The organism is Streptomyces sp. NPDC048507, from assembly GCF_043199995.1.
Classification (GTDB): domain Bacteria; phylum Actinomycetota; class Actinomycetes; order Streptomycetales; family Streptomycetaceae; genus Streptomyces.
The window spans coordinates 101,806-115,656 of sequence record NZ_JBICWZ010000013.1 but is presented as its reverse complement, the minus strand read 5'-3'; the positions used below and the strand labels follow the sequence as shown (position 1 = coordinate 115,656).

Annotated in this window: 13 protein-coding genes and 1 tRNA gene; 7 read left to right on the top strand and 7 right to left on the bottom strand. The window is 73.4% G+C overall.

The window, feature by feature from the left end:
• Positions 1–134 precede the first annotated feature (134 nt).
• The 3 genes from cysS (at position 135) to ACGFXC_RS29170 (ending at position 4,334) form a co-directional block, all read left to right on the top strand.
• Complete coding sequence (gene cysS / locus ACGFXC_RS29180) at positions 135–1,538, top strand: cysteine--tRNA ligase (protein WP_393717699.1); 1,404 nt, start codon at positions 135–137, stop codon at positions 1,536–1,538.
• A 113-nt stretch (positions 1,539–1,651) separates the two neighbouring features.
• On the top strand, positions 1,652–2,623 hold the full coding sequence (rlmB, locus tag ACGFXC_RS29175; protein ID WP_393717697.1) for a 23S rRNA (guanosine(2251)-2'-O)-methyltransferase RlmB: 972 nt from the start codon (positions 1,652–1,654) through the stop codon (positions 2,621–2,623).
• 172 nt (positions 2,624–2,795) lie between these two features.
• Complete coding sequence (locus ACGFXC_RS29170; RefSeq protein WP_393717695.1) at positions 2,796–4,334, top strand: DoxX family membrane protein; 1,539 nt, start codon at positions 2,796–2,798, stop codon at positions 4,332–4,334.
• A gap of 128 nt (positions 4,335–4,462) precedes the next feature.
• On the opposite strand, the gene ACGFXC_RS29165 is transcribed toward ACGFXC_RS29170, so the two are convergent.
• From ACGFXC_RS29165 to ACGFXC_RS29155, 3 genes are all read right to left on the bottom strand, one after another.
• Complete coding sequence (locus ACGFXC_RS29165) at positions 4,463–5,296, bottom strand: NDP-sugar synthase (protein ID WP_393717693.1); 834 nt, start codon at positions 5,294–5,296, stop codon at positions 4,463–4,465.
• 53 nt (positions 5,297–5,349) lie between these two features.
• Positions 5,350–5,763 carry a hypothetical protein gene (locus ACGFXC_RS29160; RefSeq protein ID WP_393717691.1) on the bottom strand — a complete coding sequence of 138 codons (414 nt, stop codon included), beginning with the start codon at positions 5,761–5,763 and terminating at the stop codon, positions 5,350–5,352.
• A 217-nt stretch (positions 5,764–5,980) separates the two neighbouring features.
• Positions 5,981–7,075 (bottom strand): ABC transporter ATP-binding protein, encoded by a 1,095-nt coding sequence (locus ACGFXC_RS29155; RefSeq protein WP_393717689.1) that lies wholly within the window; start codon positions 7,073–7,075, stop codon positions 5,981–5,983.
• 208 nt (positions 7,076–7,283) lie between these two features.
• Here ACGFXC_RS29155 and ACGFXC_RS29150 point away from each other — a divergent pair.
• Positions 7,284–7,358: transfer RNA gene (locus ACGFXC_RS29150), tRNA-Thr, on the top strand.
• Between the two features lie 82 nt (positions 7,359–7,440).
• On the opposite strand, the gene ACGFXC_RS29145 is transcribed toward ACGFXC_RS29150, so the two are convergent.
• Positions 7,441–8,820 (bottom strand): NAD(P)/FAD-dependent oxidoreductase, encoded by a 1,380-nt coding sequence (locus tag ACGFXC_RS29145; RefSeq protein ID WP_393717687.1) that lies wholly within the window; start codon positions 8,818–8,820, stop codon positions 7,441–7,443.
• Between the two features lie 213 nt (positions 8,821–9,033).
• On the opposite strand from ACGFXC_RS29145, the gene ACGFXC_RS29140 reads away from it, so the two are divergent.
• Positions 9,034–9,729, top strand: coding sequence for a DsbA family protein (locus ACGFXC_RS29140; RefSeq protein WP_393717685.1), 696 nt, complete (start codon positions 9,034–9,036; stop codon positions 9,727–9,729).
• 18 nt (positions 9,730–9,747) lie between these two features.
• Positions 9,748–10,638, top strand: a complete 891-nt coding sequence (locus tag ACGFXC_RS29135; protein WP_393717683.1) for an aminoglycoside phosphotransferase family protein — start codon at positions 9,748–9,750, stop codon at positions 10,636–10,638.
• A gap of 253 nt (positions 10,639–10,891) precedes the next feature.
• On the opposite strand, the gene ACGFXC_RS29130 is transcribed toward ACGFXC_RS29135, so the two are convergent.
• Both ACGFXC_RS29130 and ACGFXC_RS29125 read right to left on the bottom strand, forming a co-directional pair.
• Complete coding sequence (locus ACGFXC_RS29130; RefSeq protein WP_393717681.1) at positions 10,892–11,371, bottom strand: hypothetical protein; 480 nt, start codon at positions 11,369–11,371, stop codon at positions 10,892–10,894.
• A 50-nt stretch (positions 11,372–11,421) separates the two neighbouring features.
• Complete coding sequence (locus tag ACGFXC_RS29125) at positions 11,422–12,414, bottom strand: zinc-binding dehydrogenase (protein WP_393717841.1); 993 nt, start codon at positions 12,412–12,414, stop codon at positions 11,422–11,424.
• A gap of 88 nt (positions 12,415–12,502) precedes the next feature.
• Between ACGFXC_RS29125 and ACGFXC_RS29120 the strand changes: the two genes are divergently transcribed.
• Positions 12,503–13,225: a pentapeptide repeat-containing protein gene (locus ACGFXC_RS29120; RefSeq protein WP_393717679.1), complete on the top strand. Its 723-nt coding sequence runs from the start codon at positions 12,503–12,505 to the stop codon at positions 13,223–13,225.
• A gap of 57 nt (positions 13,226–13,282) precedes the next feature.
• On the opposite strand, the gene ACGFXC_RS29115 is transcribed toward ACGFXC_RS29120, so the two are convergent.
• Positions 13,283–13,786: a hypothetical protein gene (locus tag ACGFXC_RS29115; RefSeq protein WP_393717677.1), complete on the bottom strand. Its 504-nt coding sequence runs from the start codon at positions 13,784–13,786 to the stop codon at positions 13,283–13,285.
• Between the last annotated feature and the right edge of the window lie 65 nt (positions 13,787–13,851).

Below are 13,851 nucleotides of genomic sequence, written 5' to 3'. Positions count from 1 at the left end.
GCCCCTCCGCGCGGCGGCCACAACGGGAAAACCGCCCGTACGGGACCCCGTCGCGGGACCCGCCGGCAACAAACCCGGCCCCGGGTGCCGAAAGGGTCGCGGGGCACTGCTAGAGGCCCACTACCCTGGATGCCGTGACTATTCGCCTGTACGACACCAGCGCCCGGCAGATCCGTGACTTCACCCCGCTCGTTCCGGGCTGCGTCTCGATCTACCTCTGTGGCGCGACCGTGCAGGCCGCCCCGCACATCGGGCACATCCGGTCCGGCCTCAACTTCGACATCATGCGCCGCTGGTTCGCCCACCGCGGCTACGACGTCACCTTCATCCGCAACGTCACGGACATCGACGACAAGATCATCGCCAAGTCCGCCGACCAGGGCCGCCCGTGGTGGTCCATCGGCTACGACAACGAGCTGGCCTTCAACACCGGGTACGACGCGCTCGGCTGCCTGCGGCCCAGCTACGAGCCGCGTGCCACCGGCCACGTCCCCGAGATGATCGAGATGATGCGCGGGCTCATCGAGCGCGGGCACGCCTACGCCTCCGAGGGCAACGTCTACTTCGACGTGAAGTCCTTCCCGGGCTACCTCTCGCTCTCCCGCCAGGAGCTCGACAACATCCGCCAGCCGGAGTCCACCGGCGAGACCGGCAAGCGCGACCCGCGCGACTTCGCGATGTGGAAGTCCGTCAAGCCCGGCGAGCCCTCCTGGGAGACCCCCTGGGGCCGCGGCCGTCCCGGCTGGCACCTCGAATGCTCCGCGATGGCGCACAAGTACCTCGGCGAGGCCTTCGACATCCACGGCGGCGGCCTCGACCTGATCTTCCCGCACCACGAGAACGAGATCGCCCAGGCCAAGGCCTTCGGCGACGAGTTCGCGAAGTACTGGGTGCACAACGCCTGGGTCACCATGTCCGGCGAGAAGATGTCCAAGTCGCTCGGCAACTCGGTGCTCGTCTCCGAGATGGTCAAGCAGTGGCGCCCGATCGTCCTGCGCTACTACCTCGGCACCCCCCACTACCGCTCGATGATCGAGTACAGCGAGGAGGCCCTGCGCGAGGCGGAGTCCGCCTTCGCCCGCATCGAGGGCTTCTACCAGCGCGTCATCGAGAAGGCGGGCGGCCCCGTCGAGCCCGCGGGCGAGGTGCCGCCGGCCTTCGCCGAGGCGATGGACGACGACCTGGGCGTCCCGCAGGCGCTCGCCATCGTCCACACCACCGTCCGCCAGGGCAACAGCGCGCTGGCCGCCGACGACAAGGACGGCGCCATCGCCCGCCTCTCGGAGGTACGGGCCATGCTGGGCGTGCTCGGCCTGGACCCGCTCGACCCGCACTGGGCCGGGGAGGCCGCCGACCGGGGCGAGGACCTCCACGGCGCCGTCGACACCCTCGTGCGCCTGGTCCTGGAGCAGCGCGAATCGGCCCGGACCCGCAAGGACTGGGCCACCGCCGACGCCATCCGCGACCAGCTCCAGCAGTCCGGCCTGGTCATCGAGGACAGCCCCACCGGACCCCGCTGGACCCTCGGCCCGCGCTAGGCGCGTACGACCGACAGGGCCCGCCGGAGCAGTCCGACTGTGCCGCCCGGCGATCCGGGCGGCACACTCTTCATACGTACATATCGCAGCACCAACGAAAACAGGTAGAGGTCATGGCCGGGAACAGCCAGCGCAGGAACCGCCGCACGTCCAACAAGAAGGGCGCCACGGTCGGCAGCGGTGGCCAGCGGCGCAAGGGCCTGGAGGGCAAGGGCCCCACGCCCAAGGCCGAGGACCGCAAGAAGCACAAGGCCAACCGCATCAGCAACGCGATGGCCCGCCAGGCCGCCAAGCGCCGCCCGGCCCCGCGCCGCGGCGGCGTCAAGGGCACGAGCGAGATGGTCGTCGGCCGCAACCCGGTCTTCGAGGCCCTGCGCGACGGCGTCCCCGCCACCACCCTCTACGTCCAGCAGTTCATCGACAACGACGAGCGCGTCCGCGAGGCCCTCAAGCTCGCCGGCGAGCGCGGCAACATCAACCTGATGGAAGCCCCGCGCCCCGAGCTCGACCGCATGACCAACGGGCTCAACCACCAGGGCCTGGTCCTCCAGGTCCCGCCCTACGAGTACGCGCACCCGGAGGACCTCACGGCCGCCGCGTACGACAACGGCGAGGACCCGCTGATCGTGGCCCTCGACGGGGTCACCGACCCGCGCAACCTCGGCGCGATCGTCCGTTCCGTCTCCGCCTTCGGCGGGCACGGGGTGGTCATCCCCGAGCGCCGCGCCGCCGGCATGACCGCCGGTGCCTGGAAGACCTCGGCCGGCACCGCCGCCCGCACCCCGGTCTCCCGCGTCACCAACCTGACCCGCGCCCTCCAGGACTACAAGAAGGCCGGCATCACCATCGTCGGCCTCGCCGCCGAGGGCACGCACACGGTCAACGACCTCGCCGAGCTGGCCGGGCCGGTCGTCATCGTCGTCGGCTCCGAGGGCAAGGGCCTCGGCCGCCTCGTCGGCGAGAACTGCGACTACCTCGTCCGCATCCCGATGCCGGGCGGCGCCGAGTCGCTGAACGCCGGTGTCGCCGCGGGCGTCGTCCTGTACGAGGCCGCCCGCCGCCGCGCCGACGCCGGCCGCGTCTGATCCGTACGGGCCGCCCGCACGGCGGTGCGGTCCGCTTGATCCACTTGGCTCATCGGACGTGACCCGTGAGCGTGTCACCCCGCCCCCTCCGGGCGGGGTGACTTGATCTTGACGGGTCTCGGACAGATCCCTGCTGTCAAGGCAGTGTCCTAAACACCCATCACTCGGTTAGATGAGTGTGGACACCAGAACGTCAGGGTTCGACGACCAGCCCGCGCTGAGCATGGTCAAGGTGCCGTGCGACCCCGCACAGGTCATCGTCAACCACGCCAGCTTCCGCGTGCGGCTCGCACCGAGCCCGAGCGCGCGTTCCAAGCCCGCGAATGCCCCCGGCCGCGCACCCGTACTCGGCGCCGCCGTGGTCGCCGCCGCCGGAGCCACCCGCCGCCGGGCCCCCGTCGTCTGGAGCGGCAAGGCCGCCCCCGGCGACGCCGCGGCCATGGGCGGGCTCCTCCAGGCCGTGCGGGAGGCCGGCCGCGGACACGACGAGTACGACGGCGGCACCACCCAGACCATCCCCCGGGTCGACCTGGCCAACGACCTCGCCGACGACACCCTCGCCACCCCGACCGTCATCGGCCAGCGCAGCTACGGCGACCCGGACGAGACCCGCTCCCTCGCCGCCGTGCGCGACCTGCCCCACGACGAGTACGACGGGGGCCGCTACTCCGGCCCCGAGACGGGCCCCGACGCCCGGCGCGGACCGGCCGACCCGCGGGCCCAGGCCTCCTACTACCCCGGCCGCCGGATGAACCTCGGGGTCGTGCTGCTCCCGCTGCGCGTCTTCCTCGGCTTCATCTCCGTCTACGCGGGCATGGGCAAGCTCTGCGACCCCGTCTACTTCGACGGCGGCGAACGCGGCTCCATGGTCACCTGGCTCCAGACCCTGCACCCCTGGGCGCTGGCCGAACCGCTGCGCGACTTCGCCCTCGCCCACCCGGTGGGGGCCGGGCTCAGCGTGGCCTTCCTCCAGGTCATCGTGGGCGTCCTGACGGTCTTCGGCCTGTGGCAGCGCTTCGCCGCCTGCATCGGGGCCCTGCTCTCCGCCGCGCTCCTGATGACGGTGAGCTGGAAGACCGTCCCCGCCTACGACGCCCCCGACATCATCTACCTGGCCGCCTGGAGCCCGCTGATCATCGCCGGGGCCCCGGTCTACTCCCTCGACGGACGCCTCGCCGGCGAAGCCTGGCGCACCCTCGGGCCGCGCAGCGAGGTCTGGCGGCTGCGCCGCCGGGTCCTGCGGCGCGGTGCCGTGATGGCCACCGTCGTCTGCGGGCTCACCCTGATCATCGGCTCCCTCCTCGGCGGGGCCGTCCGCTCCAGCACCGTCGTCACCGTGCCCGGCCCCGGCCAGGCCCCGAGCAACTACCTGCCCGGCAGCCCGCTGCCGCAGGCCCCCGCCAAGCAGCCCGGGCAGCCCGCCCGCCAGCAGCCCTCGAAGCAGGCCAGTCCCTCCGCCACCGCCTCCGCCAGTCCCGCCGCGAAGCCCTCCCGCACCGGCGGCGGAACCACCGCCCGGGAGAGCGCCGGCACCGGCTCCGGGGCCCCCAGCACCTCCACCAGGGGCGGCGGCAGCGGCCAGACCCCGCGCAGCAGCGCCCCCAAGCAGTCCAGCCCGCAGCAGCCGCCCGCCTCCTCCTCCGGGAACCGGGGCGGCGGCGGGGACACCCCGGCCAAGAAGCCCGGCCTCGTCGGCGGGCTCCTCGGCTGACCGCTGACCGTTGACCGCCGACCGCTGACCGTCCCGCATCCGCCCCGAGGGCCCGGCACGCCACGAGCGCGCCGGGCCCTCCGGCGTACCGGGGCGCGAGGAGGCGTACCGGGGGCGGGAAGGGTGGCTCAGGCGGGGTTCTGGGCCGCCAACTCCCGGGCCGCCTCGGTCAGGTCCTTCGCCGTGTCGATCGCCCGCCAGTAGGCCCCCTGCGGCAGCGGGAAGCCCGCCAGCCGCCGCTCGCGCGCCAGGTGCGGGAACGTGGTCCGCTCGTGGTCCCCCAAGTCCGGCAGCAGCGGGGTGAATTCGGGAGCGAAGACGTAGACCCCCGCGTTCACCGGGTACGGCGACGGCGGTGCCTCGATGAAGTCCAGCACCTGCCCGAACTCGTTCGTCTCCACCACCCCCCACGGCATCCGCGGCCGCGCCAGTGCCAGCGTCGCCAGCGCGCCCCGCTCCTCGTGGAAGGCGGCCATCTCGCGCAGCGGGAACCGCGTCCACACGTCGCCGTTGGTCGCGTACCACGGCCGGTCGGCGCAAGGCAGGTGCCGGGCGGCGTACTTGAGGCCGCCGCCGCGTCCCAGCGGTTCCTCCTCCACCACCGTCGTCACCCGCAGCGGCAAGGAGGCCCCGGCCAGCCACTCCTGGAGCACCTCCGCGAGGTGCCCGCAGGAGACGACGGCGTCGGTGACCCCCTCCGCGGCCAGCCAGGCCAGCTGGTGCCCGATGATCGGCAGCCCCGTTCCCGGGATCTCCACCATCGGCTTGGGGCGGTCGTCCGTATACGGCCGCAGCCGCGAACCCTGGCCGCCCGCCAGGACGACGGCCTGGGCGGGCGGTGCGGGGAACGCGGCTGCGCGGTCGGTGGGTTGGGCCGAAGCGGCGGACGGGGCGGATGCGGGCGGTACGGGGGGTGCGGGGGATGCGGGCGGTACGGGCGGTGCGGGGGGAACGTCGCTCATGGCCGTCAGCGTAAGGACGGCCCCTGCCCCGGCGGAGGCAGGCGCGGCGGACGTCAGCCCATCGAGGCGACGCCGGACGCGTACGCCGTGTCGCACACCGGACGCGCGAAGGACTGCGCCTTCGTCGGCCCGTAGGCGTCCACGGCCGCCCGGCCCAACGCCCGCGCGATGCCCACGCAGTGCTCGGCGAGGGAGGGCCGCTTGTCGACCTCCTGCTGGAGGTGCGTCAGGACGTCGCCCGGGTCCTCGCCCTGCCGGATTTCACCGAGCAGCTTTTCGCGCAGCACGTCCTGTGCGGCGCGCGGCTTCGCGGGGACCGAGACGTCCTCGGCGGAGGCGGTCAGGATCTGGGAAGGGGAATTGTCCGCCCACGGGACCATGGTGACCGCGAGGGTTCCGGACAGGACCAGGACGACGGGCAGGACCAGGGCGAGGGAACGGCCGATACGGCGGGCAGTGTGGGTCACGAGGGCGAGAGTAGCGCTCGGTGAGGATTTGGCGACATTTAGTCACCCGGTCGGGGGACGGTTCGACGTGGCTTTTCGAATCCGGGGTTGACGGGTGCGGCCGAATGGACCGGTCTGCCGGGGTTCGTGCGGAGGCCGTGGGCAACTCGCGCGGAAGGGGCGCCCCTTGGCGGGACGCCCCTCCTCGCGCGCGTTCGCGGCGCGCCGGTCCGAAACCTCAGCGGGACAGTCGTACGCCCGAGGAGGTCGAGAACACGTGGATCTCGTCGGCGCGCGGCACCACGTGCAGGGTCGCTCCCTTTTCGGGCACCTGACGCCCGCCGACGCGCACCACGATGTCCTGCGTCGCCTTCTCCAGGCCGAGCGTGGTGCTGCCGTAGACGTAGCCGTCCGCGCCCAGTTCCTCGACGACGTTGACGGTGACGGAGAGGCCGCCGGTGTCACCGATGTCGAAGTGCTCGGGGCGGACGCCGACGGTGACCGTACGGTCGCCCGCGTCGGCGGCGGCGGACAACGCCTCGCGCGACACCGGGACGACGCTCTCGCCGAACTTCACGCCGCCGTCGGTGATCGGCACCTCGACGAGGTTCATGGCGGGCGAGCCGATGAACCCGGCCACGAAGAGGTTCGCCGGCCGGTCGTACATGTTGCGCGGGGTGTCGACCTGCTGGAGCAGACCGTCCTTGAGGACGGCCACGCGGTCGCCCATCGTCATGGCCTCGACCTGGTCGTGGGTGACGTAGACGGTGGTGATGCCGAGGTCGCGCTGGAGCGCGGCGATCTGCGTGCGGGTCGACACGCGGAGCTTGGCGTCGAGGTTCGACAGCGGCTCGTCCATGAGGAAGACCTGCGGCTTGCGGACGATGGCGCGGCCCATCGCCACGCGCTGGCGCTGACCGCCGGAGAGCGCCTTGGGCTTGCGGTCCAGGTACTGGGTGAGGTCGAGCATCTTGGCCGCCTCCTCCACCTTGCGGCGGATGGTGGCCTTGTCCTCACCGGCGATCTTGAGCGCGAAGCCCATGTTGTCGGCGACGGTCATGTGCGGGTACAGCGCGTAGTTCTGGAACACCATCGCGATGTCCCGGTCCTTGGGCGGCAGGTGCGTGACGTCGCGGTCACCGATGCGGATGGCGCCGCCGTTGACGTCCTCCAGGCCCGCGAGCATGCGCAGGGAAGTGGACTTGCCGCAGCCGGAGGGGCCGACGAGGACGAGGAACTCGCCGTCCTCGATCTCCAGCTCCAGCTGGTCGACGGCGGGCTTGTCGCCGCCCGGGTAGAGGCGGGTCGCCTTGTCGAAGGTGACAGAAGCCATGGTGGTGTATCCCTTCTACCGGCAGGAACGTGCCGGACGATCCGAGTGGAAGGTCTAGTCCAGTTGACCGGACTGGGCCCGACGCTACCCGCCGGGACGCCTCCTGTCAGCCCCCGGAGCCCCCGGATCCCCCCGCCGCCCCCCTTCCGGGGGGCCCGGAACGTGATGGCCCCCCGAATCGAGCGCTGTGTAGAGTGAGTGCGGCCCCGCCTCCTTAGCTCAGTCCGGCCAGAGCAACGCACTTGTAATGCGTAGGTCGTCGGTTCGAATCCGACAGGGGGCTCCGCGCGCGAAGGCCCCGGATCCTTTTGGTCCGGGGCCTTCGGCGTGTGCGGAGGGGGGTCCCGCGCGGGGTGGGCGGTGGGTCAGGTGCGGCCTGAGATGCGGTCGGCCAGGCGGGCCAGGGGGGTGGTCGTGGGGCGGTGGGTGGCCGCTTCGCGGCGGTCGGCCTCGCGGTAGGCGGCGTAGAGGGCGTGTACGCCGAGCCAGCGCAGGGGCTCGGGCTCCCAGCGCCGGACGCGGTGCTGGACCCAGGGGAGGCCGGTCAGTTCGGTGCTCTCGCCGAGGACGAGGTCGCGCAGGGTGCGGGCCGCGAGGTTGGCGGTGGCCACGCCGGAGCCGACGTAGCCGCCCGCCCAGCCGAGTCCCGTGGTGGCGTCCAGGGTGACGGTGGCGCACCAGTCGCGGGGGACGCCGAGGACGCCCGACCAGGCGTGGGTGATCGGCGTGCCGGTGAGCTGGGGGAAGAAGGAGAAGAGCAGGTCGGTGAGGGCCGTGACGGTGGCCGGCTGGGTGCGGCCGTCGTGGTCGGTGCGCGAGCCGAAGCGGTACGGGACCCCCCGGCCGCCGATCGCGATGCGGCCGTCGGCGGTGCGCTGGGCGTACATGTAGGCGTGGGCCATGTCGCCGAGGAGCGTGGAGCCCGACCAGTTCAGCGACTCCCAGGCGGACGGCGGCAGCGGGGCCGTGGCGATCATCGAGGAGTTCATCGGGAGCCAGGTGCGCCGCTGGCCCTTGAGGGCGGCGGTGAAGCCCTCCGTGCAGCGCAGGACGTACGGGGCGCGGACGGTGCCGTAGGGGGTGACGGCGCGGCGCGGGGCGAGTTCCGTGACGGGGGTGGATTCGTGGATCACCACGCCGAGGCGTTCGCAGGCGGCCGCGAGGCCGCGGACCAGCTTGAGGGGGTGGATGCGGGCGCCGTGCGGGGTCCAGCTGGAGCCGACGGCGTCGGCGATGTCGATGAGGGCGCGGGTGCCGGCGGCGTCGTGCAGGACGCGGTCGCTCTCGCCGAAGCCGGTTTCGGCGGCGTGGAAGGCCTTGAGACGGGTGAGCTGTGCGGGGGTGCGGGCGACTTCGAGGACGCCGCCCTGGTGGACGTCGGCGTCGATGTGTTCGGCGGCGGCGGTCTTGATGACCTCGGTGACGGTCTCGTTCATGGCCCGCTGGAGGCGCTGGGCCGCCTGGTGGCCGTGGCGGGCGGCGTAGCGGTCGCGGCCGGCGATGCCGTTGTAGAGCCAGCCGCCGTTGCGGCCCGAGGCGCCGTAGCCGCAGAACTTCTGCTCCAGGACGGTGACGCGGAGGTCGGGGGCGGCGCGCTTGAGGTAGTACGCCGTCCACAGGCCGGTGTAGCCGCCGCCGACGATGACGACGTCTGCCGTGGCGTCGGTGGTGAGGGGGGTGCGCGGTGGCCGGGGAGCGGTGGGGTCGGTCGCGTACCAGAAGGAGATACCGCCGTTGATCGTCATGGGGGAGTTGCTACACGGGGTCTTCGCGGGGTGTCCAGGGGCGGGGTGTCGTGTCCCGGGGGCCGTTGACAGGCCCTATGGCCCCTGTGCGGGAGGTGGCGCGCGCATAGGGTGGCGGAGAGTGTTTGTGTGATTTTGTGGTGTATGAGTGGTTGATGGAGAGGGTTTCCGGTGGGAGTGGGCGTACGGAGGGCGGGGCGCGCGGGACGGCTCGTGGCGGCGGTCGCGGCGGCGGCGCTGCTGGGCGGAGCGGTGGCCGGCTGCGGGGCGGGCGGGACGTCCGGGTCGGGGGCGGGTACGGACGCGGCCGCCGCCGAGGTGCGGACGAGCCCGATCGCGGACCGGCTCGCGGAGCTGCCGGCCGTCGTGGACGGGGCGAAGGTGGTCGTGGGCCGGCCGGGGGCGCCGCGCACGGTGCAGGTGCTGGTGGATCCGCGGTGCGGCTACTGCGCGAAGTTCGAGGCCGCGGGCGGGGAGACCCTGCTGAAGCTGGCGGACGCCGGGAAGGTGCGGATCGAGTACCTGCTGGCCTCGTTCCTGGACCGCGGCGGGGCGAGCGGTTCCGTCAGGGCGGTGAACGCGCTGCGGGCGTCGGTGGACGCCGGGAAGTTCGCGGAGTACCAGGCGGCGGTCTTCGCGAGCCAGCCGAAGGGCAAGTTCACCGACGAGCTGCTGCTGCGGATCGCCGACCGGGTGCCGGGACTGCGCGGGGCCGCCTTCGACCGGGCCGTCGCGGAGGGGACGTACACGGGGTGGGCCGGGGAGGCCGAGCGGGCCTTCGAGGCGACCGGGATGGAGGGGACGCCGGCGGTGCTGGTGGACGGGAAGCCGGTCGGGGCGAAGGACGGGTCGATGTTCGACGCGGCCGCGTTCGCGCGGGTCCTCGGTGGGGCGGGGATCGGGGGGTAGCTGCGTAGGGTCGGCGCCATGGTGGAGATTCCGTACGGCCTGGTCGAGGTACAGCTGCGGTACGGGGGTGTGGCGGGGCGGGAGTTCATCGAGGGACTGCCGGTGCGGGTGGCGGAGTTCCTGGAGCGGTGGGGGCTGCGGGTGACGGGCCCGGCGATGCACGGGATGACGGCCCTGGTGCTGCCGGTGGTGCGGGCGGACGGCACGGAGGCGGCGTTGAAGCTGCTGGCGGCGGACGAGGAGACCGCGGGGGAGCCGCTCGCGCTGCGGGCCTGGGACGGGCGCGGGTGCGTACGGCTGCTGGAGTGGGACGGGCCGACGGGGACGCTGCTGCTGGAGCGGCTGGACGCGGGGCGCCACCTCTCGGCGCTCGCGGAGCGGGACGCGCGCGCCGCGGTGCTGGTGGTGGGGGAGTTGCTGGCGCGGCTGACGGCGGTCCGGGCACCGGAAGGGCTGCGGGGACTGGGCGAGGTCGCGGCGGGGATGCTGGCGCGGGTCCCGGAGGCGGTGGGGCGGCTGGGGGACGCGGGGGAGCGGCGGCTGCTGCGGGACTGCGCGGCGGCGCTGGCGGAGGTGGCGGGGGAGCCGGGGGACCGGTTGCTGCACTGGGACCTGCACTTCGGCAACGTGCTGGCCGGGGCGCGGGAGCCGTGGCTGGCGATCGATCCGAAGCCGCTGTCGGGGGACCCGGGGTTCGAGCTGCTGCCCTCGCTGGTCAACGCGTTCCGGGAGGGGGACGTGGGATGGCGCTTCGATCTGCTGGCGGAGGTCGTGGGGCTGGACCGGGAGCGGGCCCGGGCGTGGACGCTGGGGCGGGTGGTGCAGAACTGCCTGTGGGAGCTGGACGACGGACAGGCGCGGCTGCCGCAGCCGGAAGTGGCGGTGGCCGGGGTGCTGCTGGGGAGGTGAGGCGGGCGGGGAGCGCGGTCGGACCGCGCCGGGGCGGTGGCGCCGGGTGCGGGCCCGCCACATTCCGAAGTGACCGTGATCAGCTGGTCGATGGACCAAGGGGCCTGTCGGGTGGCGTGCTGCCCCGGGACGAGCAGCACCGGCTCCGCCCTTCATCGTGCGGCGAGCGTCATCCGCTTCGCGGGCTCCTCGACGGATGCGAGGCCCGCCCCGGCAGCCGCTCACGGCAGCTGCCGAATCCCTCCCCGGGGTTTCAACTGAGCTGGCCGCGCACGAGATCGAGGAATGCCTGTCGGCTCGGACGTATGTGCGCCCAGACCTTCTCATCCTGCGGCTCCCCAGGATCTTCGGGGCCCTTCCTGATCACCTCCTGCACGGCGAACGCGAGGCTCCGTGCCGCTTCGCTGACCTCGGACGCGCACAGCACGTGGATCGTCTTCTGCGTCACCCACATCCTGTCGAGGACCTGCCTTGCCCGGGCCTGCCACTGCTCGTCAGCCAGGTTGTGGTGATACCGATCCACCGCGACTCGTTCGGCTTCCTGTACCGCGGACAGAAATCCGATGAGGTGGGTGAGACGTTCATTGCGGCGCGCCTCGGCAAGTTCACGAACACTGCGGCGTGCCTCGCCGCGCTCCAAGGCACGTCCTGCCGAGCGCTGCCCCAGCATCGACATGACCCCGCCGAGCAGAACGCCGACGAGCGGCGCAAGAGTTGTCCACACAAGATCCAACTATGACACCGGGGGCATGAACACGGCGCTGGTTCGGGGAATGCCGGGGTCTAGGGCTCCAGGACGACTTTGCCGGTGGTGGCGCGGGTTTCGAGGGCGCGGTGGGCGGCCGCGGCTTCGGCCAGCGGGTAGCGGCGCACGGCGGGGCGCAGCCGGCCGGCGGCGGCTTCGGCGAGGGCGCGGGTCTCCAGGACGCGGAGCGGGTCCGGGGCGCCGACGGCTTCGAGCATGGCGGGGCCGAGGACGCTCCGGCTGGTGATGCCGCGGGCGGCGAGGCCGTCGCGTTCGGCGTCGGTCAGGTCGAGCGGGCCGCCCGACCAGCCGTAGACGAGGTGGCGGCCGCCGGGGGCGAGCAGGCCCAGGGCGCTGCGGGCGGTGGCCCCGCCGACGGAGTCGAAGAGGACGCCGACGCCGTCGGGGTGGTGGGCGCGGACGGCGCCGGCCCAGTCGGCGGTGGTGTAGTCGACGGCGAGGTCGGCGCCGTTCGCCATGGCCAGGGCGCATTTCGCGGGGCTTCCGGCGAGGGCGACGACGGTGGCGCCGGCGTTCTTGGCGTACTGGACGAGCAGGGTGCCGATCCCGCCGGCGGCGGCGGTGATCAGGGCGGTGGAGCCGGGGCCGAGGCCGGCGAACTGGAGGATGCCGAGGGTCGTGCGGCCGGTGCCGATCATGGCGACGGCCTGGGCGTGGTCGAGGCCCTCGGGGACCGGGTGCAGGCGGGCGGCGTCGGTGACGGCGCAGTCGGCGTAACCCCCGGGGGCGAAGCCGAGGTGGGCGACGACGGAGCGGCCGAGCCAGGCGGGATCGGTGCCGGGGCCGACGGCGTCGACGGTGCCGGCGACCTCGCGGCCGGGGGTGGTCGGGAGCTCCGGGAGGGGGGCGGGGGGTCCCTCGACGCCGTTGCGGAGGCTGACGTCGAGGAGGTGGACGCCGGCCGCGGCGACGGCGATGCGGACCTGGCCGGGGGCGGGGACGGGGCGGGGGGTCGTCTCGTACGAGAGGTTCTCGGCGGGGCCGAAGGCGTGCAGGCGGATGGCGCGCATGGTGTCCATGCGGCAAGCCTCGGACCTGAAGCGGGGTTGAGGTCAAGGGCGGGCCGCCGTTGTCACCGCCGTGCGCCACGATGGGGGGATGGCGACACGGAACGAGCGGCAGCGGGCGACGGCGGGGCGGGCAGTTGGGCGGACGGCGGATGCGGCGTCGGCGGTGAAGGCGGCGCGGCGGCCGCAGGTGCGGCTGCCGGGGCTGGTGGCGTGGGAGGGCGGTGAACTGGAGCCGGACGGGGACTACGACGGGCTGGAGTTCGCCGACCTCGACCTGGCCGGGCAGGAGGGCGTGGGAGCGCGCTTCATGGACTGCGCGCTGCGCCGGTGCGCGCTGGACGAGGCCGGGCTGGCGAAGGCGCGGGTGCTGGACTCGCTGCTGGACGGGGTCCGCGGGGTGGGTACGGACCTGTCGGGGGCCTCGCTGCGGGACGTGGAGCTGCTGGAGCCGCGCCTGGGCGGGGTGCAGCTGCACGGGGCGGTGCTGGAGCGGGTCCTCGTACGGGGCGGGAAGATCGACTACCTGAACCTGCGGTCGGCCCGGCTGAAGGACGTGGTCTTCGAGGGCTGCGTGCTGGTGGAGCCGGACTTCGGGGGCGCGGTGCTGGAGCGGGTGGAGTTCCGGGGGTGCGTGGTGCGGGGCGCCGACTTCACCGGGGCCCGGATGACGGACGTCGACCTGCGGGAGGCTTCGGAGCTGGGGATCGCGCGCGGGGTGGAGGCCCTGGCGGGGGCGGTGATCAGCCCTGCCCAGCTGTTCGAGCTGGCTCCGGCGCTGGCGGCGCAGCTGGGGGTGCGGGTGGTGGGGTAGCGGCGGGCCTGCCGGGTTCCCGGGTTCCTTGGTTGCCGGGTTCCTTGGTTTTCGGGGTCAGGCGGGGACGCGGGGGAAGCGGGACTGGAGCGTCCAGATGACGGGGTTGTCGGCGAGGCCGTCGTGCATGTCGATGAGATCGGCGATGAGGTCGTGGAGGAAGTCGCGGGCCTCGCGGCGCAGCAGCCGGTGGCCGAAGGTCAGCGGCTCCTCCTCGGGCGCCATCCAGTCGGCCTCGATGTCGACCCAGCCGAAGCGGCGCTCGAAGAGCATGCGGTCGGCGGACTCGGTGAAGTCGAGCTCGGCGTACTGGCGGTGGGCGGAACGGCTGCCGCGGGGGTCCGCGTCGAGCTGCTCGACGATGTCGCACAGGGCCCAGGCGAAGTCGAGCACCGGGACCCATCCCCAGGCTGTGGACACTTCCCGGTCCTTGTCGGTGTCGGCGAGGTAGACGTCGCCGCAGAAGAGGTCGTGGCGCAGGGTCCGGACGTCCGCGGAGCGGTAGTCGGTCTGCGGGGGGTCCGGGAAGCGCCGGGAGAGGGAGTAGCCGATGTCGAGCACGTCCTTGATGGTGTCACGGGTGCGCCCCTCCCGGCGCCGGGGGCCGCCGGACCGGCCCGGGTCGG